At 66.4% G+C, this 22,828-nt stretch carries 29 protein-coding genes and 1 pseudogene; 13 read left to right on the top strand and 17 right to left on the bottom strand.

What is annotated here, in order from left to right:
* Nucleotides 1–10: 10 nt before the first annotated feature.
* The 8 genes from CDA09_RS10560 to CDA09_RS10595 all read left to right on the top strand — a co-directional run bounded on the left by CDA09_RS10560 (nucleotide 11) and on the right by CDA09_RS10595 (nucleotide 7,336).
* On the top strand, nucleotides 11–1,174 hold the full coding sequence (locus CDA09_RS10560; protein WP_121428586.1) for an ABC transporter substrate-binding protein: 1,164 nt from the start codon (nucleotides 11–13) through the stop codon (nucleotides 1,172–1,174).
* Nucleotides 1,175–1,298: 124 nt separating this feature from the next.
* Nucleotides 1,299–2,411, top strand: a complete 1,113-nt coding sequence (locus CDA09_RS10565) for an alpha-hydroxy acid oxidase (protein WP_286164461.1) — start codon at nucleotides 1,299–1,301, stop codon at nucleotides 2,409–2,411.
* Nucleotides 2,404–3,276, top strand: coding sequence for a branched-chain amino acid ABC transporter permease (locus CDA09_RS10570; protein ID WP_121428588.1), 873 nt, complete (start codon nucleotides 2,404–2,406; stop codon nucleotides 3,274–3,276). Before CDA09_RS10565 ends, CDA09_RS10570 begins: the two co-directional genes overlap by 8 nt.
* Nucleotides 3,273–4,211 (top strand): branched-chain amino acid ABC transporter permease, encoded by a 939-nt coding sequence (locus CDA09_RS10575; RefSeq protein ID WP_121428589.1) that lies wholly within the window; start codon nucleotides 3,273–3,275, stop codon nucleotides 4,209–4,211. Before CDA09_RS10570 ends, CDA09_RS10575 begins: the two co-directional genes overlap by 4 nt.
* A gap of 1 nt (nucleotide 4,212) precedes the next feature.
* Entirely contained in the window at nucleotides 4,213–4,959 is a 747-nt protein-coding gene (locus CDA09_RS10580; protein WP_121428590.1) for an ABC transporter ATP-binding protein, read from the top strand.
* Between the two features lie 10 nt (nucleotides 4,960–4,969).
* Complete coding sequence (locus CDA09_RS10585) at nucleotides 4,970–5,731, top strand: ABC transporter ATP-binding protein (protein WP_217351304.1); 762 nt, start codon at nucleotides 4,970–4,972, stop codon at nucleotides 5,729–5,731.
* A gap of 54 nt (nucleotides 5,732–5,785) precedes the next feature.
* Nucleotides 5,786–6,178, top strand: a complete 393-nt coding sequence (locus CDA09_RS10590; protein WP_121428591.1) for a universal stress protein — start codon at nucleotides 5,786–5,788, stop codon at nucleotides 6,176–6,178.
* Between the two features lie 60 nt (nucleotides 6,179–6,238).
* Complete coding sequence (locus CDA09_RS10595) at nucleotides 6,239–7,336, top strand: enolase C-terminal domain-like protein (protein WP_121428592.1); 1,098 nt, start codon at nucleotides 6,239–6,241, stop codon at nucleotides 7,334–7,336.
* Nucleotides 7,337–7,448: 112 nt separating this feature from the next.
* Here the strand turns inward: CDA09_RS10595 and CDA09_RS10600 are convergent.
* Nucleotides 7,449–7,970: pseudogene (locus CDA09_RS10600) on the bottom strand (TIGR04282 family arsenosugar biosynthesis glycosyltransferase); the annotation flags it as partial.
* Nucleotides 7,967–8,638 (bottom strand): TIGR04283 family arsenosugar biosynthesis glycosyltransferase, encoded by a 672-nt coding sequence (locus CDA09_RS10605; protein WP_121428593.1) that lies wholly within the window; start codon nucleotides 8,636–8,638, stop codon nucleotides 7,967–7,969. The pseudogene CDA09_RS10600 and the gene CDA09_RS10605, both read right to left, overlap by 4 nt.
* A 216-nt stretch (nucleotides 8,639–8,854) precedes the next feature.
* Here CDA09_RS10605 and grxC point away from each other — a divergent pair, with 216 nt between their 5' ends.
* On the top strand, nucleotides 8,855–9,112 hold the full coding sequence (gene grxC, locus CDA09_RS10610) for a glutaredoxin 3 (RefSeq protein ID WP_121428594.1): 258 nt from the start codon (nucleotides 8,855–8,857) through the stop codon (nucleotides 9,110–9,112).
* 38 nt (nucleotides 9,113–9,150) lie between these two features.
* Here the strand turns inward: grxC and CDA09_RS23640 are convergent, their stop codons facing one another.
* The 14 genes from CDA09_RS23640 to CDA09_RS10675 all read right to left on the bottom strand — a co-directional run bounded on the left by CDA09_RS23640 (nucleotide 9,151) and on the right by CDA09_RS10675 (nucleotide 19,383).
* Entirely contained in the window at nucleotides 9,151–9,279 is a 129-nt protein-coding gene (locus tag CDA09_RS23640; RefSeq protein WP_286164462.1) for a hypothetical protein, read from the bottom strand.
* Nucleotides 9,276–11,501, bottom strand: coding sequence for a dihydrolipoyl dehydrogenase family protein (locus CDA09_RS10615; RefSeq protein ID WP_286164463.1), 2,226 nt, complete (start codon nucleotides 11,499–11,501; stop codon nucleotides 9,276–9,278). The genes CDA09_RS23640 and CDA09_RS10615 overlap by 4 nt, the downstream gene beginning before the upstream one ends.
* A gap of 15 nt (nucleotides 11,502–11,516) precedes the next feature.
* Nucleotides 11,517–12,665: a YeeE/YedE family protein gene (locus tag CDA09_RS10620; protein WP_121428595.1), complete on the bottom strand. Its 1,149-nt coding sequence runs from the start codon at nucleotides 12,663–12,665 to the stop codon at nucleotides 11,517–11,519.
* Nucleotides 12,649–13,122 carry a DUF302 domain-containing protein gene (locus tag CDA09_RS10625; protein WP_121428596.1) on the bottom strand — a complete coding sequence of 158 codons (474 nt, stop codon included), beginning with the start codon at nucleotides 13,120–13,122 and terminating at the stop codon, nucleotides 12,649–12,651. The genes CDA09_RS10620 and CDA09_RS10625 overlap by 17 nt, the downstream gene beginning before the upstream one ends.
* A 134-nt stretch (nucleotides 13,123–13,256) precedes the next feature.
* Nucleotides 13,257–13,964, bottom strand: coding sequence for a haloacid dehalogenase type II (locus CDA09_RS10630; RefSeq protein WP_121428597.1), 708 nt, complete (start codon nucleotides 13,962–13,964; stop codon nucleotides 13,257–13,259).
* A gap of 58 nt (nucleotides 13,965–14,022) precedes the next feature.
* Complete coding sequence (locus tag CDA09_RS10635; RefSeq protein ID WP_121428598.1) at nucleotides 14,023–14,412, bottom strand: carboxymuconolactone decarboxylase family protein; 390 nt, start codon at nucleotides 14,410–14,412, stop codon at nucleotides 14,023–14,025.
* A gap of 93 nt (nucleotides 14,413–14,505) precedes the next feature.
* Nucleotides 14,506–15,081 carry a carboxymuconolactone decarboxylase family protein gene (locus CDA09_RS10640; RefSeq protein ID WP_121428599.1) on the bottom strand — a complete coding sequence of 192 codons (576 nt, stop codon included), beginning with the start codon at nucleotides 15,079–15,081 and terminating at the stop codon, nucleotides 14,506–14,508.
* 57 nt (nucleotides 15,082–15,138) lie between these two features.
* Entirely contained in the window at nucleotides 15,139–15,726 is a 588-nt protein-coding gene (locus tag CDA09_RS10645) for a TetR/AcrR family transcriptional regulator (RefSeq protein WP_164844405.1), read from the bottom strand.
* A gap of 30 nt (nucleotides 15,727–15,756) precedes the next feature.
* The gene (locus CDA09_RS10650; RefSeq protein ID WP_121428601.1) at nucleotides 15,757–16,551 is read right to left on the bottom strand and encodes a YiiX/YebB-like N1pC/P60 family cysteine hydrolase; all 795 of its coding nucleotides are present in this window, start codon (nucleotides 16,549–16,551) and stop codon (nucleotides 15,757–15,759) included.
* A 24-nt stretch (nucleotides 16,552–16,575) separates the two neighbouring features.
* Nucleotides 16,576–16,767 carry an anti-sigma factor family protein gene (locus CDA09_RS10655; protein WP_121428602.1) on the bottom strand — a complete coding sequence of 64 codons (192 nt, stop codon included), beginning with the start codon at nucleotides 16,765–16,767 and terminating at the stop codon, nucleotides 16,576–16,578.
* Nucleotides 16,764–17,378 carry a sigma-70 family RNA polymerase sigma factor gene (locus CDA09_RS10660; RefSeq protein WP_121428603.1) on the bottom strand — a complete coding sequence of 205 codons (615 nt, stop codon included), beginning with the start codon at nucleotides 17,376–17,378 and terminating at the stop codon, nucleotides 16,764–16,766. The genes CDA09_RS10655 and CDA09_RS10660 overlap by 4 nt, the downstream gene beginning before the upstream one ends.
* Nucleotides 17,375–17,614: a nitrate/nitrite transporter NrtS gene (gene nrtS / locus CDA09_RS10665; protein ID WP_121428604.1), complete on the bottom strand. Its 240-nt coding sequence runs from the start codon at nucleotides 17,612–17,614 to the stop codon at nucleotides 17,375–17,377. The genes CDA09_RS10660 and nrtS overlap by 4 nt, the downstream gene beginning before the upstream one ends.
* A complete protein-coding gene (locus CDA09_RS10670; RefSeq protein WP_121428605.1) occupies nucleotides 17,611–18,552 on the bottom strand; it encodes an HD-GYP domain-containing protein in 942 nt (313 codons plus the stop codon). The genes nrtS and CDA09_RS10670 overlap by 4 nt, the downstream gene beginning before the upstream one ends.
* Nucleotides 18,553–18,615: 63 nt before the next feature.
* Complete coding sequence (locus CDA09_RS10675) at nucleotides 18,616–19,383, bottom strand: DUF6969 family protein (RefSeq protein ID WP_121430821.1); 768 nt, start codon at nucleotides 19,381–19,383, stop codon at nucleotides 18,616–18,618.
* Between the two features lie 447 nt (nucleotides 19,384–19,830).
* Between CDA09_RS10675 and merF the strand changes: the two genes are divergently transcribed.
* From merF to CDA09_RS10695, 4 genes are all read left to right on the top strand, one after another.
* Nucleotides 19,831–20,097, top strand: a complete 267-nt coding sequence (merF, locus tag CDA09_RS10680) for a mercury resistance system transport protein MerF (RefSeq protein WP_121428606.1) — start codon at nucleotides 19,831–19,833, stop codon at nucleotides 20,095–20,097.
* Nucleotides 20,098–20,229: 132 nt separating this feature from the next.
* Nucleotides 20,230–20,796, top strand: coding sequence for a carboxymuconolactone decarboxylase family protein (locus CDA09_RS10685; protein WP_286164464.1), 567 nt, complete (start codon nucleotides 20,230–20,232; stop codon nucleotides 20,794–20,796).
* A gap of 104 nt (nucleotides 20,797–20,900) precedes the next feature.
* Nucleotides 20,901–21,854, top strand: a complete 954-nt coding sequence (locus CDA09_RS10690) for a hypothetical protein (protein ID WP_121428608.1) — start codon at nucleotides 20,901–20,903, stop codon at nucleotides 21,852–21,854.
* Nucleotides 21,855–22,065: 211 nt separating this feature from the next.
* Nucleotides 22,066–22,407 (top strand): DsrE/DsrF/TusD sulfur relay family protein, encoded by a 342-nt coding sequence (locus tag CDA09_RS10695; protein ID WP_121428609.1) that lies wholly within the window; start codon nucleotides 22,066–22,068, stop codon nucleotides 22,405–22,407.
* 97 nt (nucleotides 22,408–22,504) lie between these two features.
* Here CDA09_RS10695 and CDA09_RS10700 read toward each other — a convergent pair whose 3' ends face one another.
* A complete protein-coding gene (locus CDA09_RS10700) occupies nucleotides 22,505–22,786 on the bottom strand; it encodes a hypothetical protein (RefSeq protein ID WP_121428610.1) in 282 nt (93 codons plus the stop codon).
* Nucleotides 22,787–22,828: the final 42 nt, after the last annotated feature.

Raw genomic sequence — 22,828 nt, forward strand, 5'->3', positions numbered from 1 at the left:
AGACAAAATAATGACCAAGGCAATCAAGGCACGCAGCATTCTTCGCCACCTCGTGATCGTTGCCGGTGCATGTACCTTGCTGCATGCCCCCGCCCAGGCCGAAGCACCGATCAAGATCGGTGCAGTCGTGTCGGCCACCGGTCCCGCGTCCTTTCTCGGTGACCCGGAGGGGAAAACCCTGCGGCTTTACGTCGACCGCATCAATGCCGCGGGCGGCGTGCTGGGACGCAAGCTGGAACTGGTGCTGTACGACGATGCGAGCGACGCGAACAAGGCGAATTCGTTCGCGCGGCGTCTCGTGATGCAGGACGAGGTGGACGCGATCATCGGCCCTTCGACCACCGGATCGACGATGGCGATCGCGCCGCAGGTTGAAGGCGCGAAGATCCCGATGATCTCGCTCGCTGCCGCTTCGGTGATCGTCGAGCCGGTCCGGCCGTGGATTTTCAAGATGCCCCACTCGGACCGCATGGCGGCGCAGAAGATTCTCGGCGACATGAAGTCGCGCGGCGTCAAGCAGTTTGCGCTGCTGTCCGACACGGGAGGTTTCGGCAAGTCCGGGCGCACCGAGACGCTCAAGCTCGCGGAATCGATGGGACTCAAGGTCGTCGAGGATCAGCAGTACGGCGAGAAAGACACGGACATGACGCCGCAGCTCACCAAGATCAAGTCATCCCCGGCCCAGGCGATCATGATCTTCGGCACCGGCCAGGCACCGGCGATCATTGCACGCAATTACCAGCAACTGGCGATCAAGCAACCGCTTTACACGACGCACGGCCAGGCTTCCCAGGAATTCATCCGCATCGCCGGTGATGCCGCAGAGGGGATCCGCCTGGCGACGCCGGCCCTGCTGATCGCCAAGGCTCTTCCCGATGGCGACAAGCAGAAGGCGGTCAGCGTCAGTTACCAGAGCGCGTTCGAAAGCGAGTACAAGACCGACGTATCGTCGTTCGGCGGTTATGCGCACGACGCGATCCTGATGCTGGTCGATGCCATGAAGCGCGCGGGGGGTACGAACAAGGAGAAAGTTCGGGCCGAAATCGAGAAGTCCAATGGTTTCGTCGGCGTCAGCGGGGTCTACACGATGTCCGCCACCGACCATATGGGCCTGGATGTGTCGGCGTTCCGCATGGTCGAGGTGCAGCGCGGCGCATTCAAGGAAGTGAAATAGTCGCGCGGCAACGTGCTCATCAAAGACGGGCGGCTCCGGGCGCCCGTCGAATCGAAGAGACTACGTCATGCAACTCAATGTTGAGGACTTCCGCCGCCAAGCGCGGCGGAAGCTGCCGCGCTTCGTGTTCGATTATGTCGATGGCGGTGCCGAGGACGAAGATTGCCTGCGCCGCAACACCAGCGACCTGCGGCAACTGCACCTGGTCCCGGGCTGCCTGCGCGACACCAGTGAGATCGATCTGTCGATCGAGGTGTTCGGCCGGCGCTGGCGCGCACCGTTTGCGATTGCGCCGATAGGCTTCAACGGTTTGGTGCGGCCGCGCGGCGACGAGCTGCTGGCGCGCAGCGCCGCGGATGCCGGGGTGCCTTTCACTTTGTCCACCGCGTCGAACGGGCGAATCGAGGCAGTCCGGAATGCGGCTCGCGACGGCGAACAATGGATGCAGCTTTACGTCATGAGCGACCGCAGCATCGCCGAGCAAATCGTGCTGCGTGCGCGACGCGAGGCGTATACCGCGCTGGTGTTGACCGTGGATGTCCCCGTCAGCGGGTACCGCGAGCGCGACGTGCGCAACGGCTTCAAGCTGCCTTTCCGCCCGACGCTGCCGGTCCTGTTCGACCTGGCGCGCCACCCCGGCTGGCTGCTGGGTGTCGCGCGCCATGGCATGCCGCGGTTCGTCAATTTGAGCGAGACCGTGGAGGCGGGCACATCCGCCCAGTTGCAGGCGGCCCTGCTGGCGCGCGCGATGGACCGCGCGCTGGTCTGGGACAGCCTGGCCTGGCTGCGCAAACTCTGGGACGGCCCCTTGCTCCTCAAGGGGGTGCTCGGCCCTGACGATGCGCGCGAGGCGACCCGCCGCGGCGTCGACGGCATCATCGTCTCGAACCACGGCGGGCGCCAACTCGACGCAGCTCCGTCGACCATTTCGGTGTTGCCCGACATCGTGCGCGCCGTGGGCGGGCAATTGCCCGTATTCATCGACAGCGGATTCCGCCGCGGCAGCGACATCGCCAAGGCGCTCGCACTTGGAGCCAAGGCGGTATTGATCGGACGCCCGGCCATTTATGGCCTCGCTTGCGGCGGCTCCGCCGGCGCGTCGTCCGTCCTGAAACTGCTGGCCGAAGAGCTGGCGCGCAGCATGACGCTCCTCGGTGCCGCATCGCCCGCGGCACTTACCCCCGGTCACCTCCGGCCGTCGGCGCCGGGATCTCATTCGGGAGTCACCCATGTCTGATTTGATGCAATTCATATTTTCGGGTCTGACGACCGGGGCGATCTACGCCCTGGTCGCACTGGGGTTTGCCCTGATCTACAACGCCAGCGGCGTCATCAATTTCGCGCAAGGGGACTTCCTGATGCTGAGCGGAATGGTGTGCGCGGCGTTGCTCGGCGCAAACATGCCATTCGGTTTCGCGATCGTGATTTCCGTGGTCGTGACCGTCGTCGTAGGGCTCCTTCTCTATCGCTTTGCGATCAAGCCCGCCGGCGATACGAACGTGGTGACGCTGATCATCATCACCATCGGCGCGTCGATTTTCATCCAGGGCGTCGTGCAGGTCGTGCTCGGCAAGAACCAGCATACGTTGCCGGCATTCACCGGGGACAAGGCGTTCGAATTCATCGGCGCCTACATCCTTCCGCAGAGTCTGTGGGTGATGGGCGTTGCCCTGATGCTGGTGCTGGTATGCGGCGCGTTCTTCCGCTACACGCTGCTGGGCAAGGCGATGCTCGCGGTGGCGGCGAACAAGCTCGCCGCGCAGGCAGTGGGCATCCCGACCCAGTACATCCTGCTGCTGTCGTTCGGCATGTCAGCCTTCCTGGGGGCGGTGGCAGGTGTGACGGCGGCGCCGATCACGACCACCGTCTATGACCTCGGCCTGATGCTGGGGATGAAAGGTTTCGTGGCGGCGACGCTGGGGGGCCTTGGCAGCGGTGCCGGCGCGGTCGTCGGCGGCCTGCTGGTCGGGCTGTTCGAGGCCCTGGTCGCCGGTTATGTGTCCTCCGCCTACAAGGATGCCGTGCCCTTCGGGCTGATCATTTTCATCCTGCTGGCGATGCCCCACGGTCTCTTCGGCGCCAAACAGACGGAGCGCGTATGAAAACGATTCTTCGCCCCCCGGTGCTGGTCACCATTGCCTTTCTCGCGCTGCTGCCGCTGATCCTGCCGAACAACTTCATGATGGACGTGGCGGTTCGCATCGCGCTGGCCGCGATCGCGGTGGTCGGGCTCAATCTGCTCATCGGCTTTGCCGGTCAGGTCAGCATCGGCCACGCCGCCTTTGTCGCGATCGGCGCCTATGGCAGCGCCATCATCACGACGCGCTTCGAAGCATCGCCGGTCGTCGCCTTGCTGGGGGCCGCTGCGGGCGCAGCAGTTGTTGCGTGGCTGGTCGCGAAGCCGATCCTGCGGCTCAAGGGCCATTCGCTGACGATGGCGACGCTCGGCCTCGGGATCATCGTCAACATGGTGCTGATCAACGAGGTGAACTGGACGGGAGGCCCCGACGGCATGCCGGTGCCTCCCTTGAGTCTCGGCGGCTTCGAACTGGTCAAGATGGGGCACTGGTATGCCGTCGCTGCCGTGCTGCTGGTGCTGGCGATCGTGCTGTCCCTGAACCTGCATGAATCGCCGGCAGGCCGTGCGTTGCGCGGGCTCAATGGCGCCGAGGTCGCGGCGCGCGTGATGGGGGTGGACGTCGGGGCGTTCAAGGCCCGCGCGTTCGTCGTGTCGGCCGTCTTTGCGACCGTCTCGGGCAGCCTCACCGCGCACTATCTGGCGTTCGTCAGCCCCGCGATGTCCTCCTTCACCCACTCGGTGGAGCTTGCCACGATGGTCGTGCTCGGCGGCATGGCCTCCACCTTCGGGGCGGTGCTCGGGACGGCACTGCTGACCGTGCTGCCGCAAGTGCTAGGCGGTTTGGAAGGCTATGAAATGGTCTTGTTCGGGCTGATCCTGATGCTGACGATGATGTTTCTGCCCCGCGGGCTGGTGCCCTCGTTCGCACGCCTGATTGAGCGCCGGAGGAGCAACTGACATGCTCGAAGTACTGAATCTCTCGAAGACATTCGGCGGTGTCGCGGCGGTACGGGACGTCAGCTTCACGGTGCGCGGCGGGTCGGTGCACTCGGTGATCGGCCCCAACGGCGCCGGCAAGACGACTTTGTTCAATCTGGTCAGCGGCGTCTATACGCCCAGTTCGGGCGAAATACGGTTCGAGGGGGAGAATGTCGCCGGACTGGGCCCCGATCTGCTGGCGCGGCGCGGCATGTCGCGCACGTTCCAGAATCTCCAGATCTGCATGAACATGACCGCCTGCGAGAACGTCATGCTCGGCGCCCACCTGCTCTCCCGCAGCTCCCTGCTCGGCGGCATGCTCGGCTTCACGCGCCGGGCGGACCGTGCGCTGCGCGACGAAGCCCGTCACCTGATGGACTACGTCGGCGTGGGCGCCTACGTCGATGCCCATGCCACGCAACTGTCGTTTGGCGTGCTCAAGCGGCTCGAGATCGCCCGCGCGCTGGCCGGCAAACCGCGCCTGTTGTTGCTCGACGAGCCCGCGGCCGGCCTGAACGACACGGAAACCCACCAGGTGAGCGAGCTGATCCGCAGCATCGCGGCTTCCGGGATCACCGTCGTGCTCGTCGAACATGACATGAAGATGGTGATGAATATCTCGGACCACATCCTCGTGCTCGACTACGGAAAGAAGCTCGCGGAGGGGACCTCGGACGAAGTCCGCAGTGATCCCCGGGTCATCGCGGCCTATCTGGGCACCGAATGAAGGAGTGCGCATGAACGCAAATACCCAGCAATTTGTCGACGCATCCGCCTCTGCGATGCAGACCGCCGCGCCGGCCTTGGAGGTGCGGGGCCTCGTCGCGGGCTACGGTCGCATCGAGGCACTCCACGGGATCGACCTCACGCTCGCCCCCGGAAAACTGGTGGCCCTGGTCGGGGCGAATGGCGCGGGCAAGACCACGCTGCTGCGCACCATCTCCGGCCTGATTCGCGCCCGGGCGGGTACGGTGGAGCTATTCGGGCGCGACATCACGCACAGCCGGCCCGAGCGGCACGTGTCGGCGGGCTTGTCGCAGGTGCTCGAAGGCAGGCAGGTGTTCGGACCGCTTTCCGTGCAGGACAACTTGCGTCTCGGCGCCTTCACGCAGCAGGAACATACCGATCGACTCATCGAAGAGATGTACGAGTTGTTCCCGGTGCTGGGTGAAAAGAGTCACCTGGCGGCCGGCACACTATCCGGTGGGCAACAGCAGATGTTGGCGATCGCGCGTGCGCTGATGAGCCGTCCGAAGGTGCTGCTGCTCGATGAACCTTCGATGGGCCTGGCGCCGCTGTTGGTGCGCGAGATATTCGCCATCATCGTGAAGCTGAAGTCGCAGGGCATGCCGATCCTGCTCGTGGAGCAGAACGCGCACGCCGCACTGTCGATTGCCGACCATGGTTACGTGCTCGAACTGGGGCGCATTTCGCTGCAAGGCCCCGCGAAAGAGCTATTGCAGGACGAGCGGGTCATGGCGGCCTACCTCGGGCTGTGAAGCTTGCAGGTTCTCCTTTTTGCGGGCGAATGACTTACCAACTGGAGAGTGTTCATGGCAATAGTAGTCGCGTACGTCCCAAGGCCCGAGGGCAGGGCCGCACTGGATAAGGGAATCGAGATCGCTTCTCGGCGCCAGGAGCGCCTGATCGTTGTGAATGCGAGTCCGGGTGGCACGCACAATGATCCCGCGTTGGCCGATACCGAGGATGCGGAGTCGATTGAAAGAATCATCGCGTCATGCGGCACCGAGGCGGAATTCAAGCAATTTGTTCGCGGGCGCAGTGTCGTGGATGAGATCACCGAACTCGTCGACACCCTGCCTGCCTCGCTGCTCGTCATCGGGCTGAGAAGGCGCTCGCCAGTAGGCAAGCTCTTTCTCGGCAGCACTGCCCAGGATCTCCTGCTCAACGTGTCCTGCCCCGTTCTGGCCGTCAAGGCGGGTTAGAGATAGCGCAGCCTGGCCGCTCAAGCGGTTGTGCCGGATCAATGACCAGGAGACCCGAAGATGGAAACCGGTTCAATGCAGGGGATGGCCAGGGTAGAACGCGTGGTTGCCCGCGCGGTGAATGTGCCGTTGGAATATCCGGTACGGACGAGCGTGGGCATCGTTGCCACCTCGCCGCTGGTGCTGGTCGATCTCCACCTCGACAACGGCGTCGTCGGTCATTCCTACCTGTTCACTTACACGCCGCTTGCGCTCGAGAGCACGCGGGTATTGGTGCAGTCCTTGGGAGCGGAGCTCGTAGGCAGACCCCTGGCGCCGCTGGAGTTTGATACCTTTTTCGCCGCCCGCCTGCGCCTGCTCGGTCGCAGCGGCCTGGTGACGATGGCCTGCGCCGGACTGGACATGGCGGCTTGGGATGCACTCGCCAAGCTGCGCGACTTGCCGCTCGCGCAACTGCTCGGCGGATGCGTGAAGCCGATTCCCGCTTACGATAGCCACAGCATGGACGGCGAGGAAGTCGGGCTCTTGCGTGCCGGGCGTGCGATGGAGGCGGGATTTCGGGCGATCAAGATCAAGATCGGCTATCGCGAGCTCGCTGAAGATTGCCGCATCGTCGAGCTGATACGACGTCGCATCGGTGACGATGTGGAACTGATGGTGGACTACAACCAGTCGCTCTCCGTCCCTGAAGCGATGCGCCGTATCCGCGCACTGGAGCCTTACCGGCTTGCATGGGTGGAAGAGCCGACGCGACAGGAAGACTACGCCGGCCACGCGCATATTCGCGCCGCGGCCGGCACGCCGGTGCAGATGGGGGAGAACTGGTGTGGGGTGGGCGAGATGCAGCGCGCGCTCGATGCGGATGCCTGCGACTTGGTCATGCCGGACGTGATGAAGATCGGCGGCGTGACCGGTTGGCTGAAGGCGGCGACACTGGCGGAATTGCGTGGTTTGCCGATGTCCAGCCACATTTTCCAGGAGGTGAGTGCTCACCTCCTGGCGGTTTCCCCGACCGCGCACTGGCTGGAGCGGATGGGCCTTGCCGATCGTATCCTGCGCGAACCCTTGCGATTCGAGGACGGGGCGGCTGTCCCGTCGGATGCGCCGGGTAGCGGGGTGGCCTGGAATGAGTCGGAGGTGCAGCGTTATCTCGCGTAAGGTTGCGCGGGGTCGGCGCTGCCGTAGCGCGCCAATCCGGCGGCAACCAGCGCAGATCCGGCGGCTCGTCGATGTCATGCAGGGCAGGGCGGGACTGCACGCTCCATCCCAGGCGTCCCATGCGGCACAAGGTGTCGAAGGCAACGCTGTCCGTGCTCCACGGGATGTCGCGGAAGACGAGCGGATGGAAGGCGCGCAGGCCCAGCATGGCATACCCGCCATCAACCGTGGGTTGCATGAACGCGTCATGCGTTTCGAGCACGCGGGATGCTGACATCAGATCGCCCACCCCGATGGCCGGGCAGTCGGTGCCGATCAGCAGTATCCGTTCCCGCCGTGCGAGCGTGCGTGCGGCGACCCGGGCCATGCGGGCGCCGAGATCCCCCGCGCCCTGGCCGCTCCAGCTCAATTGCCCCGCCAGTTGCAGGCTCGCCCAGACCGGATCCTGCGGATCGGGCGTGACGCACAACTCGACCGGTCCGAGTTCCGCAGCGAGTGCCGTATTCACGGTGTGATGGAGCATCTGCCGTGCGAGCCGCGCGGCGCCCTCCGGGCCGAGCGCCGGGATCAGGCGGGTCTTCGCAAATCCCGGGATCGGCGCCTTGGCGATGATCACGATCCGCGTGGTGGTCATCGGTAGGCCTCGGCGAGCCGGCTCGCGGGGACGCCGCGCCAGTAGCTCCAGCGCAGGCGCCACATGAGAAAAATGGTGCGCCAGACGCCCCGCGATTCCCAGCGGCGTCCCGACGTCGTCACCTTGATGCGCAGGCAGGCGGGCCAGGAGCGGGTACGCAGGCGGCGCGACAGTTCGATGTCCTCCATCAGCGGCTGATCCGGGAAGCCGCCGACCGACTCGAAGGCTTCGCGCGTCATGAACATCGCCTGGTCACCGGTGGCGATACCGGTGATGCGCGAGCGCCAGTTCATCATGCGGGCGACGACGCGCAGCATCCGGGGACGGCCCGCGATGTGCACATCGAAACGCCCCCACTCGTGCCCCGCGCGAAAACTGGCGTCGATGGCTTGCAGGGCGCCGGTCGGGAGCGCCGTGTCCGCGTGCAGGAATATCAAGGTGTCGCCGTGCGATGCCTTTGCGCCGGCCTCCATCTGGCGCGCTCGACCCCGCCGGCCGCGTATCACCCGGAATCCCGCCGCTTCGGCAAGACTCGCGGTGGCGTCTTCGCTACCGCCATCGACGAAGAGCACCTCCACCCCTGCGCGCACGAGCGGTGCCAACCGACGGCTCAGATCGGGCAGGTTCGACGCTTCGTCGAGGACGGGGATGATGATCGAGGGATGCATGCCTTCCTGTTCCACTATCGGGCCACACCTTACGTCATTGGTCGGTGCGGTGCGCTGATTCCTTACAGCGCGGTTCCCCCTGCGCAATATACCGTCGGTCATGTCAACGAGACGCCCGGTGTCACTCGTGCCCGCCTCCGGCCCTAAAGTGGTGACGTGTCCACCAACGCCGCGACCCCGGGCGCCGGTTCGGACCTTTGCTAACCGGGAGTAACCATGACAGAGATCACGATGTACAGCGCACAAGGGTGCGCGTATTGCCAGGCGGCCGAACGGCTTCTCCTCGGCAAGGGTGTCGCACGGTTGAACAAGATCAGGGTGGATGCCGAGGAGGGACGCCTCGAAGAGATGATCGAGCGAAGCGGGCGCCGCACGGTTCCGCAGATCTTCATCGGGTCGCTGCATGTCGGCGGCTTCGACGATCTGGCACGTCTCGACCGGGCCGGGCAGCTCGAGCCGCTGCTGCGAGGCTGAAGGCGAAAAGCGCGACGATTCGCCGCGCGCCGCCCGGTCTACTTGGGGCGATTCCGGTCGAAGAAGACATACTTGATGGCCGCAATCGCCACGAGCACCAGCACAAGGATCGCCAGCCAGCCCACCAGGCCCATGCCGATCATCATGTTTCCCATGCCGTTCATCATGTCCTTGGTCCTCCGTCGAGGTGACCTGCGCGGATAGGAGCTGCCGGAAGCGGCCGCTCCGGCGGCGCAACCGGCGGACGGCCACGCCGCCAGTCGTGGAAGCGCCCGACCCATGCTAGCAGGGCCTGCGGCGCGTGGGCACGTTTCCACTCGCCGGCCGCGTACTTGTTGGCCTCGGCGAGCGTCGGGTAGATGTGGATCGTGCCGAGGATCTTGTTGAGCCCCAGGCCGTGGCGCATCGCGACGACGTATTCGGCGATCAGGTCGCCGGCGTGCTCGCCGACGATCGTGACCCCGAGGATCCTGTCCTTGCCCGGCACGGTGAGCACCTTGACGAAACCGTGTGCTTCGCCGTCGGCGATCGCGCGATCGAGCTCTTCGAGAGCGAAGCGCGTGACCTCGAAGGGAATCTCGCGTTCGCGCGCCTCCTGCTCGTTGAGGCCGACGCGGGCGACCTCGGGATCGACGAAGGTCGACCACGGCACCACGGAGTAGTCGGCGCGGAATTTCCTGAACGGCGCAAACAGGGCGTTCACCGACGCGTACCAGGCCTGGTGGGCGGCCGTATGCGTGAATTGATACGGGCCGGCAACGTCGCCCGCGGCGTAAATGTTCGGGTAGCTGGTCTGCAGGAACTCGTTGACCGTGACGGTATCCCCGGTCGGGATGCCGAGCGCCTCGAGCCCATAGCCCTTCAGGTTCGCGGTGCGGCCGACCGCGACGAGCAGCACGTCGAAGGGGATGCGGACTTCCTCGCCGTCGTGTTCGGCGATGAGCAGCTTCGCGCCGTCGTCGACGACGAAACGCGCGATCTTGTGCCGGGTGCGCAGGTCTATCCCTTCCGCGCAGAAGCGCTGCATGACGAGTTCGGACACCTCGGCGTCCTCGCGCGGCATCACGCGCTCGCCGCGCAGGACCATCGTCACGTTCGCGCCGAAGCGGGCGAAGGTCTGCGTCAGTTCGGCACCGATCGGCCCGCCGCCGAGCACGAGGAGCCGCCGCGGCAGTTCGCGCAGGCTCCAGATCGTGTCCGAGGTGTAGTAGCCGACGTCCTCGATGCCGGGGATCGACGGCACCGCGGGGCGCGCGCCGGTCGCGATGATGATGCTGCGCGTGGTGAGCCGCTGGTGCCCGCCGTCATTGCGCGCGATCTCGATTTCCCACGGCGAGACGATCTTCGCCCGGCCTTCGATGACGTCGACGCCGAGGCCGCGGTAGCGCTCGACCGAATCGTGCGGCTCGACGGTCCTGATGATCGCCTGCACGCGTTCCATCACGTCCGCGAAGTCGAAATCCGCTCGCGCGTCGCGAATGCCGAACTCCTTCGCGCGCCGGATGTGCGACAGCAGTTTCGCCGAGCGGATCAGCGCCTTGGATGGCACGCAGCCGGTATTGAGGCAGTCGCCTCCCATCTTGTGCTTTTCGACCAGGGTCACCTTGGCCTTCACCGCTGCGGCGATGTAACTGCTGACGAGCCCCGCCGCCCCCGCGCCGATGACGACGAGGTTGCGGTCGAAATGGCCGGGGCGCTGCCAACCGGCGTAGACCTTGCGCGCCCTGACCGCGTCGACGAGCTTTCTGGCGACCAGCGGGAATATGCCCAGCAGCGCAAAGGAAGCGAGCAGTCCCGGCGACACGATGCCGGCGAGCGAGTCGATCTGCGCGAGGCGGGTGCCGGCATTCACGTAGACGAAGGTGGCGGGGAGCATGCCGAGCTGACTGACCCAGTAGAAGGTCCGGGTGCGGATCGGCGTCAGACCCATCGCGAGGTTGATGACGAAGAAAGGGAACGCGGGCACGAGGCGCAGCGTGAAGAGATAGAAGCCGCCGTCCTTCTCCACTCCGGCGTTGATCGGCGCAAGCCGGCCGCCGAAACGCGACTGCACGAACTCGCGCAGCATGAAGCGCGACGCGAGGAAGGCGAGGGTGGCGCCGATCGTCGAGGCGAACGAGACGATCAGCGTGCCCTGCGCGAGGCCGAAGATGGCGCCGGCGACGAGCGTCATGACCGCGGCGCCGGGCAGTGACAGCCCGGTGACGGCCACGTAAAGGGCAAAGAAACCGAAGGCTGCGGCCACTGGCCGCGCGTCGCGCCAGGCGCCGATGGCGGTCTGCTGGCGCCTGAAGAAATCGAGGTCGAGGTAGCGGTCGAGATCGAAGAGGAAGAAGAGCGCGATCCCGAGGACCAGGATGGCGGCAAGGACGAGTCGGCCGGCTTTCATTTGTGGATCTCCTTTTTACAGGCCGAAATGCGGGCGAAGCCTGGCGCCCAGCCATGTTCCGGGTAATGCCGCTGCGAACCACAGCCAGCCGTGAAGACTGGTCGAAGCCACCCCCGCGAGCAGTGCGCCGATTGTGCAGCCGAACCCGATACGTGCGCCGTATCCCATCAGGAGGCCGCCCAGTACCGCCGCGGTCACTGCGCCCGGCCGTTTGTCGAAACGTGGCGCCCAGCGCCCGGCCGCGAGCGCCGCGCCGGCCGCCCCGAGCACGAGCCCGATGTCCATCAGCGAGGTGACGTCGTCGAGCACCCCGCGGGCGAGCGCGGCCGACTGGAACGGCGCCTGCCAGAAGGCCGATGACGCAGGATCCCAGCCGAGGCTCGCGGCCGCCTTCGCGCCCCACAGCGCGTAAGCCCAGGTGATCGTCCAGGGGTGGCCGGCGAGCAGCAGGGTCGCGAGATCGAGGAGGGCGATGGCGAGCAGCGCCGGCAAGAGGCTGCGCGTGCGCGCCGGCGTCGCGGGGGCCGCGAACCGTGGCCAGCCCGTTCGCCGCGGACGCCCGAGCCACCACCACAGCGCGGCGATCGCAAGGCTTTGCAGCAGTGCGGCCTGCGGCCAGCCGAGCCATTCGCCGAGCACGATCGGATCGGCCGTAGGCAGCGACGCCCACCAATCCATGTGCAGGCTCGCAGCGAAAGAGCCGGCGCAGAAGAACAAGGTCACGATCAGCATGCGTCCGTTGCCGCCGCCGAGGCTGAACAGGGTCCCCGAGCCGCAACCGCCGGCGAGTTGCATGCCGATGCCGAAGAGAAGCGCACCGACAGCGACCTGCACGGCGGCCGGCCCGAGCGGCTGCCCGAAGGCCTCGCCGGCGGCGAGCGCCGGTGCCAGCGCGAGCGTCGTCAGGCCGAGCAGTGCCAGCGGCGCCTGCAGCGCGCGCCGGTCGCGATCGACAATGAAACGCCGCAGCGTGCCGGTGAAACCGAACTCGCTCGACAGCAGCACCGCACCGAGCAGCAGACTCACCGCATAGAGCGCGAGGTGGCGCCCGCCCTGCGCAGCATAGGCCACGGCACCGACCGCCGCCGTGAGCAGGAGCCAGGCGAGCGTCGCGGCCGGGTGTCGCATCTCGTGCGGCGAGGCGAGTTCACCGACTGGCGTCACGGCCGATGGCTTCAAAAATCGGGTCGAGCTCGCGCGCCAGTTCGTCGAGCTTGGGGCTGTCGTAGGGGCCGAACACGCTGCCCGGCGTCCGCCACGACAGCGTCGCCGTGCCGTCGGTGTTCTCGGTCACGTAGTAGCGCAGCGGTGCCTCGACGCCGGCCGGCACGCTCGCCTGGAGCATGCGCACCGCGTAGTCGTTGCGGAACACCATCACCACCGCGTTGCCCGGGATCTTCACGCCACGCGCGGCGGCGCCGCGGCTCGCGCTCGCGACGGCGACGACTGCGAGGCCATGCCGGTCGACCGCGCTCTCCAGTCGATCGAGCAGTTCCGGAAACGGATATGCGCTTGCAATCGTGCGCACGCCGTCGGGCGGGGCCGCGTGGGCGACGGCGGACAGGACTGTCAGGGTTGCGAGCATCGGCGCAATCGCGTGGCGCAGGCTGATCTTCTGCATGGGATCTCCCGAAAACGGAAAGGCGGAACCGCGCCCGGTGCGTCCCGGTTCCGCCCGTCGGGGGCAGGTTGTCGGGGCAGGGCAGGCGCGCATGAAGCTTAGTCGCGCGGCGCCCGCCGTCCTTACAGAGCCGGTCAGCCCGTCGCGGCGGGCTTGGTAAGACCTAGACACTCGGGCAGGACGGAAAGATCTCGGATCTCGCCGTCCGGCGTCGCCGGGATGCGCTCCGGCTCCTGGCCGAAGCGGTTGCACCAGAGCACGCGGAAGCCGAACGCCTTCGCCGAAAACGCGTCCCAGCCGTTCGACGACAGGAAGCAGATTTCGTCCGGCGCGGTGTCGAGCCGCGTGGAGGCGAGGCGATACACCGACGGATGCGGTTTGAAGACGCGAACCTCCTCGACCGACAGCACGGCGTCGAAGAGCGTTTCGAGGCCGTTGTTACGCACCACCGCCCACAGCATCGGCAGCGATCCGTTCGAGAGGATCGCCAGTTTCATTCCCGCCGCTTTCAGCTCGCGCAGCGCCTGCGGCACTTCCGGGTAGCACTGCAGGCGCAGGTACAGGTCCATCAGCCGCTCGCGCAGGCCGGGCCGGTTCAGGCGCAGGGTGGCGAGCGCGAAATCGAGCGCGTCGCCGGTCACCTGCCAGAAGTCGGCGTAATGCTGGCCGAGCCCCCGCAACCAGGTGTACTGCAGTTGCTTGTGGCGCCAGAGTTCGGACAGGCGCTGCCAGTCGTCGCCGAGCTCGTCGCGCGCGCCTTGCGCCGCCGTGTTGAAGTCGAACAGGGTGCCGTAGGCGTCGAAGACGCACGCCTCGATACCGGTCAGTCGTGTGGGCTGCATGTGTCACCTCCAGGAAACGTGCTCGTCGGTTCGGGTTCTGGTTATCGCGAACGGGAAGTCAGCGAGCGAAGTCGTTATCGACCTGCAGCCCTTCGAGCATCTTGTTGAAACCGCTGAAAAGGTCCACCACGGCCATCAGCTCCACGAGTTCTCCGTCCGTGCTCCCCATCGCGCGCAGCGCCCCGGTGTGCGCCTGAACGCAGTAGTCGCAGCCGTTGGTCGCCGATACGGCGACGGCGATCATCTCCTTGGTCTTGCGGTCGAGCAGCCCGGGTCCCATGATCGTCTTGACCCGCTGCCAGCTGGCCTGCAGATAGGCCGGGTTGTGCGCCATGACCTTGAAGAGATTGGGCACGAAGGGCATGCCGAAGGTCTTGCGGATGTCCTCATAAACTTCCCGCACGACGCCGACGGCGTCGCTTTCACTGACGTAAGCCACGGTTGCCATTTCTTTTTCCTTTGTGTCGATCTTCGGGGTGGATCTCTGCCGGGCCGTCCACGATGGCGGCCCCGCCGGCGGATGTCTTGCGGGCCCCTTCGGTCAGCGCGGATCGACCCAGCGGCGTTCGGCGAATTTCTCGTCGAGTTCGGTGTGGAACAGGTGGTTCGAGTAGTTGCTGAGCGTCTTGACGGCAATTGCGAGGACGATCTCCAGGATCTGGCGCTCCGCGTAGCCGGCGGCCAGGAAGGCATCCACGTCCTTGCGCCGGGGCAGGCCGCGGCTTGCGACCATCGTGCGCGTGAATTCGGCGAGCGCCCGCAGTCGGGCGTCCGGAATCGGGCGGCCGTCGCGGATGGCGTTCGTCACTTCGACCGGCACGCCGGAGAATTTGTCGGCGATGAGGCTGTGCGCGCCCACGCAGTAGTCGCACCCGTTCTCGCGCGAGATGGCGAGGAAGACGACCTCCTGCTCCGCCGGCGTGAAGCCCGAATCCTTGCGGAAGGCGGCATAGCCGTCGAGATAGGTGTTGAGCACGCCCGGCGAATGCACCATGTTGGCGTACATGTTGGGGATGAAGCCCACCTGCTTGAGCGCCTTGTCCAGCACTGCTTTCGCATTGCCTTCGGCGGTTTCGGGTGATTGGGGGGGTAGGGTCAGTCTGTATTCGGCCAGCATTACGCTCTCCTTCTTCTGGTTAAATGGACCAAACGGTCCAAAAATGGCGCAAAAAAATCAGTGCAGGGCGCTCATCGCGACCTCGACGACTTTTTCGAGCTCGTCGGCGGGAAGCCCCGCCTTGACCATCGTGCGCAGCCCCGCCATCGTCGTCAGCAGGTAGCGCGCGAGCACCGCGGCATCGGCGTTGCGCGGGATCTCGCCATGCTCCTGCGCCATTTCGATGGCGGTCCGGAACATGGCGGCGAAGTCCCGTGCGGCATCCGATATGCATGCGGCGACGGCCGCGTCGCGTCCCGCGAACTCGGTCGCCGTGTTCATGATGAGGCAGCCGCGCCGCGGGCCCGGCTCGCGGGCTTCGCGCGCATTCGTAAGGAGCATCTCGCGCACGAACGCCAGCGGAGACGCCGCCGCATGCATCATTTCGCCCATGCGTTCGACATGGCGCCGGCGAAAACGCACGAGGCAGGCCTCGAACAGCTGCTGCTTGCTGCCGAACGCGTTGTAGAAGCTGCTTTTCGACAGCCCCATCGCCGCGAGCAGATCGGACAGGGACGTCGCCTCGAAGCCCCGCAGCCAGAACACGCTCATCGCGGCATCGATGGCGAGCTGGGGGTCGAATTCGAGCGGGCGGCCGGTTTGCATGAGTGTATTTTGTACCGTGCAGTCCATTTGTCAAGCTTCCGCGAACCCGTTCGTGATTTTTTCGCCGATCGGCGCGTCGTCCCAGCGCAGCGACTGGTAGTCGAGGTCTCGCGCCAGGGCCGGTTTGATGATCGCGAAATAGGGTGACACGTCGAAGTCGCGCGGCGCGAACAGGCTGTGATGGCGCACGCGCAGAAGCTCCTCGACACAACCCGGGCAGGCGGGGTCGTGGCTCGCGCGACGCGTCACGATCGGCAGGATCGGGTAGCGTACCGACTGGAATGCCTGTGCGATCAGGGTGGAGCAGATCGCGCGGGTCGGATCGCCGCTGCCCAGCGCGAGCATCCGCCGCCGGAAACGTTGCGGGACCGGCGGCGTCGGCAGCAGGTAGCGGGCGAGATCGAAGACGTTGCGCAAGTCGTACTGATGGCCGATGCGTTCGATCGCATAGGTGACGACCCGGCGACAGTCCTCTTCCGTCAAGCCGCTCGGGCGGCAGATGCGGGTGTGCAGCCCGGCGAACTCCTCGACGCCGACGCTGCGCACGCCTGCCACGATGTCGACCTCGACGAAGCAATGGCCGCGCGACGCGCGCCCGCTCAGCGCGTCGCCGACGTACAGCGCCGCATGCGACCACGTCGACTGCGTCAGGTACTTGATCGCGGTGCTGACGCGCGAATGCCCTTCGACCAGCAACACGTCGCCTGGCCGAAGACAGACGAGCAGTTCCTCGGCCGGCGTCGGCTGCGAGAGGGTGTGGACGTGGATGGGGCGAGTCAGCGTGCGCCCGAGCCAGCGGCCCATCCGGTCGAACAGGAATCCCATCGCGCTTGCCTCGGGCAGGGCGGATCAGGGCTCGCTGCCGGAATCGCCCTCGCGCAGGCGTCGTGTGGCCTTGCGCAGGAACTGGAGGTGCTTGCCGTAATTGGCGCAACCGCTGCATGCCATCGTATGCAGCCTCAGCGCGAGGCGCTCGCGCAGCGTCAATGCACGCTCCTGGCTGTCGGAAATGAGGCGGGTTACCTCCTTGCAATTCATCATGTGACGGCCTCCCCGTGGAACCAGCGGTTTTCGAGACATTCCCGCAATCCGAGACGGGCGCGGTGCAGGATCACCCAGCAGTTGCGATCGGTGATGCCGAGCCGGCGGCAGATTTCGCCGGTCTCCAGGTCGAGGAACTCCCGCATCATGTAGACGCGGGCGATGCGGTCCGGCAGATGGTCGAGGCAGGCCTCGAATACCGCCCAGAATTGCCGCTGCGAGAGCAAGGCCTCCGGATCCGCCCACGTGACTGGACGGTCCTCGGGGTTCCAGAAGCCGCGTTTGTCGAAAAGCGCGTCAAAGTCCTGGAGCTCGCCATCGTCGTCGGTGGCCTGGATGAGGTCCGAGCCGCAGATCTCGCGCGACGAGGCACGGATGTGATCGACGATCTTGTTGCGCAGGATCGCGAACATCCAGGTCTTCAGCGCCGCCCGTCCGGCGAAGCCCTTCGCGCCGGTCATCGCGGCGATGAGTGCCTCCTGCACCATGTCTTCCGCCGCGCCGGCATCACGCAGCTGCAGTTGCGCGAAGCGCAGCATGTCGCGGCGGATCGTGATGATGGACGGATCGTCCCACAGGATTTCCGTCGTCCGGCCCTTGCCCTGGTTCATCGCGTATTCCTCCCGCATTCCCGGGTTGCATTGAGTGCAGCACTGTAGCTGGACACGCAATACGGCACCAGAAAATTCAGCAGGCCGCGGCCCCAATCGATCGCCCCTCCGTCAAGCAGGACGCCTCCCTGGTTGACCCCATTCAGCATCACGCCGACCACGAGCGACACCTTGAGTGCCGCGCTGGCGATCTCGGGCCGGCAGGCCGCACATAGCACCGCGACCGGACGACTCATGCCGGACAGCCCTGCGGCAGGCTGTCGAGAAGATCCTGCAGCGGGGCGCGGCCGGCGGCGGACTGCACGACGCGCGCGACAAGCGCGACGTCGGCGGCCGGCTCCAGCGCGCGCGCATCACCCTTGCGCCCGGTCGCTGCGACGCCCAGCGTCCCTTCGGGCTTCGCCGTGACGCGATACCCGTTGCCGCAGGAGCGGCAATGCACGACGTCGCCGGGCGCGGTGGCGCGCGTGAGCACGAGTGTCGGCCCGCACACCGGACAGCTTTGCAGGGGAATGCCGTCGTCGCTGTGGCCGACGATGTGCGCGAGCACGCCGGTGTCGGCGAGTGCGAGAAAGTGGGCGCCCAGATCGGGGTCGAACTGCGTGCCCAGATGGGCGCCGACGATGTCGAGCGCGGTATCGATGGGCATGCCGGCACGGTGGGGGCGGGTGCTCGTCATCGCGTCGAAGGCATCGCAGATCGCCACCAGGCGGGCGTCGAGCGGGATCTCGCCGGCCGGCAGGCCGCGCGGGTAGCCGCGGCCGTCGGGGCGTTCGTGGTGCGACGCGACCGTCGGCAGCACTAGGCCGGCGAGAGGATGCGTGGCGAGCAGCCGTACGCCGATGTTGGGATGCGTGCGGATCGTGGCGAGCTCGTCGGCGTCGAGACTGGCCGGCTTTCTCAGGATCGCGTCGGGAATGCCGATCTTGCCCAGGTCGTGCAGGAAACCGCCGATCGTCACGCGCGCCACGTCTGCAGGGCCGAGGCCGGCCTTCTCCGCGAGCAGCTCGGCATAGCGCGAGACGCGCCACAGGTGCCCGCCGGTATAGGGGTCGCGCGCCTCGACGATCCCCGCGATCACCAGCAGGCTGGCAAGCATGTCATGGGTGCGGCTGCGTGCGGGCCGGTGCGCGCGAGGGGTGATCCACCGACCGAGTGCGTTATGAAAGTTCATGGCGACCTCCTCCCCGATTCGTCGCGCGGGGACGGGCCGGCCTTACGGCGGGGCGAAGAATTCTCACGTCGCCTCGCTCAGCGCCGCTACCAGCCGCTCGACCGATACCGGCAGGTAAGCGGTGATATCGAGCGCACGATCCTCGAAGACATCCTCATCCGGGCGCGCGCGCAGACGGGCCGCGATGACCGCGTCGCGATGCCGCAAGAGGCCTTCGATCCACGGCCGGTAGAGCCGCAGCATCGCACCCAGCCAGCGGTTCGCCGGCCACGACGGCCAGGCATGGTCGATCTCGAACCGCCCGAGCATGCGGATGACGTCCTCGGCCGGATACCAGGTCTCGCCCGTGACCCAACGGTTGGTCGCGAACAGGCCGATCGGCTCGCCCCAGGCATCCATCGAGATTGCGACGAGATGGCTGATCGCCTCGTCGCCGGCGGGCCAGGGCTCGGTCGCTGCGTGAAACGCGAACGGCGCGACTCCCGCCGGCATGCCGCCCGCACGCAGGAATGTATGGAAGTGGCCATGCTCCGCGTCGCCGCGATGGGCGTGGTAGTAGTACTGCGCGTGCGTGTCGGCGTCGAACACGTCGTCCTGCGGGTAGTGCTCGATCTCAACGAATTCGCCCTGACCGCGCAGCACCTCGCCGACGACGTTGAGGCCGACCTTCGCCAGCACGCGCCGACAGCCGAGCGCCTCCCGGCCGGCATCGAGCAGTTCGCGCCGGGTCGGCAGGTCGAACTCGTGCAGGGCCGGCAGGTAGTACGACGGCAGCGGTGGCGCAGTCAGGCCGGCGAGCAGCGGCCCGGAAGCGGTGTCGACAGCGATCATTTTGCCGCGCAGGGGTTCGCGGCGCCCGGCGCCTGGCTTCCCGCGGCGCACGGATTGCCGGCTGCAAACGCCGCCAGCGGCTGGCCGAGGGCGGTGCTGATCAGGCCGGCGGAAACCCTCGCGGCGACACTGCGACGGGTACGACACGTATGGGTGTGGTTCATGGAAACGTCCCTTCATCATCAGTGTTTTTTCTGGCGCGACCAACCGTCCGTCGACGCGGATGGTCACTCATATTGGTCGTTTCCGATAAGGAATCCTTACAACGGCGACAGGGTCAATTCTTGTGCGGGCCTGCACGCCGGGGCGGTCGGCCGGATGTAAGGACAGGGCCTCCACCACGACCAATAAGGAGGATGGAAGGGGCGGCGGGTCTCGCATCGCTTGACCCCGTAGCCAACTACGGAAATACGCTGGGCCTTCGCGACGATAGAGGAGTTCGAAACCATGAAGACGCGCACCTTGCTGCGAACAGGCATTGCCGGATCGGCGGTCGCTGCCCTGTGCTGCGCCACGCCGGTGCTCGTGATCGTGCTGGGGGCCGTGGGACTTTCCGCATGGATCGGCTGGCTCGATTACGTGTTGATGCCGGCGTTGATGATCTTCGTCGGCATCGCCCTCTACGCCCTGCGGCGGCAGTGGATCGAAGGCGCCTGTTGCGAGCCCGAAACCGAACTCGGGCCGGACTGGAAAAAGCAGGCGTCAAATGAGTGAATATGCTGCGCCCGCGCCTGCTGATAATGCCAGGCATCCCATGATTCCCTTTCGACCAGCGGCCAGACCATGAATCCCAGTTCCCGCATCCCGACCGACTCGCGGCACCGCTTTCCCTGGTACGCGCGCCTGGTGTTCGCCAACCAGCGCCGCCGCTACGGGCGCGAACTCGAGCCGGCGCGTCTGTGGGCGCGCACGCCGAGGGTCTTCGCCGCGCTGTCGCTGCTCTACGGGGCGCTCGATCGGCGCCGCTCGCCCATTGAGCCTGCGCTGCGCTCGCTCATCACGGTGCGGGTGTCGCAAATCAACTGGTGTGCGTTCTGCGTGGATATCAATTCGGCCACCTGCCTCAAACGCGGCGTGAGCGAAGTGCAGCTCGCCGAGCTCGCCGGGTTCGAGCAGTCGCCGCATTTCGACGCGCGCCAGAAGGCGGCGCTTGCCTATGCCGAGGCCATGACGCGCACCGATGCCGGCGTTGACGACGCGCTCATGGCGCGCCTGAGGTCCCATTTCGGTGATGACGGAATCATCGAACTGACGGCGCTCGTTGCCTTCCAGAACATGTCGAGCAAGTTCAACGCGGCGCTCGCCGTGGCGCCGCAAGGCTTTTGTCGAACCGGCGGCGCCCGCGCCGGCGCGGCCGACCCGAGACTGCACGCGGATTCGGCTGCCGCAGGCGGCCATCAGCACGGCGATTGAACCGATGGTCCCCGTTCGCCCCGAGCTTGCCGAAGGGCCGGGCGTGGACGGGTTCGGCCCAAACGGTACTTGACCGCGCCATTGCATCGAACGAGGAAGCCGCTTTGAGTGCCTTGCCGCCGCAGCCCCTGCCGCACCGGATCCCGTTCGTTCGCCGGCACCCGCGCCTCTTCCGGCTATGGGTCGGTATTTTGATCGCAGGCTGGGCTGCCGCCTTCGCCTTTACCTTGCGCCTGATCAATGCGTTCGATTTCGGGGCCGGCGGGTTGGCCGCGACGGTAGCGATGCGCTTTGCGGTCGAAACCGTGGCATTCACCGCGCTCGCATATGCCGCCCTCCGCAGCCTGCCGCTGGGCCTCAAGCCCGGCCTGCGCGCGACCGTCGCGCTGGGCCTATGGATCGCCCTTGTCGTGCTGGGCGATTGCCTGTCGCGCCTCGAATACGGCGCGCTCGATACGATGCTGGCCTCGCTGCGCGACGCGATGGGGCCAGGCGACATCGTACTGGCGATTCTCGCCTACATGCTGGCGCTGGCGCTGCCTTTCGTTCCCGGCGTCGAGATCGGCCTGATGATCATCATGCTGTTCGGCGCTGCAGGGGCCATCGCCGTCTACGCGGCCACGATCGCCGGGCTTGGCCTCGCCTTCGCCGCGGGCCGTCTGATCCCGGCGCGCAGCTTGATGCACCTGCTGGAGCGCGTGGGCGTCGCCATTCCCGACGAGCCGCTCGACGCGGCGATGCGCGGCCTGGTGGCCGGCGGAAGAACCGGCGGCGGGGCGTGGAGACGGGCGGTCGTGCGGCTCCTGGCCTATCGCTACCTGACGCTTGCGGTCGCCTTCAACCTGCCCGGAAATTCGGTGCTCGGCGGCGGCGGGGGCATCGCTCTGCTGTGCGGGGCGAGCCGCCAGTTCGCGTGGCACTGGTTCGTGCTCACGGTGGCGGTGGCAACCGTGCCGGTGCCGCTGCTCGTCGTCGCCGGCGGACTCGACGTCCGTGACCTCGTCCACGCGCACGACTTCGTCGAGAGCGTGATCGGGCAACTCGTCGCCGGATGGTGATGGGGAACAGCACGGCCGGGGCAACGCTGCGCCCGGCTTCGACGATGACCCCGCGGATCGTGGCGCGCACCGGGCAGGCTGAGCTTCGATCAAGCGCAAATGAATATCAGCACGCTATGATGTAAGCGGGGCAACCGGTTCGAAACCACATGTGCATTGCGCCCATGCAGTCCCGGGTTGCCATCAAACTCAACGACGTGGGAGCTTCGCGATGCGAACCCTGTTCATCCTCAACGACGCCCCCTATGGGAGCGAACGCAGCTACAACGCCCTGCGTCTTGCCCGTGCCCTGGCCAGGCGTGACGGCGAGTCGGTTCGCCTGTTCCTGATGGGGGACGCGGTGGCGTGCGCAAAGGCAGGCCAGAAGGTGCCCGACGGCTACTACAACGCCGGCGACATGGTGCGCATGGCCGGTGGCGAAGTCGGACTATGCGGGACCTGCCTCGATGCGCGGGGGATTCAGGCGAACGAACTCGTCGAAGGGACCCGCCGCAGCACCCTGAACGAACTGGCCGAGTGGACGGCGGAGGCCGACAAGGTGTTGGTCTTCTGAAAAGATGGCTTTCACCGTACGGCAGACACGGCTCGCGCCCCGGAGGCATGCCTCCCGCCTGCTTCGGGCCGCGGGAGGTCTCCTAGGCCACGCCCGCTTATTTCTTGGCCGCGCAAGGGTTGGCGGCGTTCGCCGCGCAGGGATTCTTGGCCGCGCACGGATTCGCGGCTTTTGCGGCGCACGGGTTGGCCACTTTGTCCTTCATCTTGGGGGCGCAGGGATTCTTGGCAGCGCAGGGATTCTTGGCCGCGCAAGGGTTCATCATCTTCGCCGCGCACGGGTTGGCCGCGCTATCGGCGGCAGCCGCCGGCAGTGCCAGCGCGGCAGCGGCAAGGGCTGCCAGCCCGAACGACAGGGTCTTGCGGGATAGGGTTTTCATGGGGAATCCTTTGTGTCGAGTGAGTTGAAGTGAAGGCCTTGC

It is taken from the genome of Azoarcus sp. DN11 (assembly GCF_003628555.1).
Classification (GTDB): domain Bacteria; phylum Pseudomonadota; class Gammaproteobacteria; order Burkholderiales; family Rhodocyclaceae; genus Aromatoleum.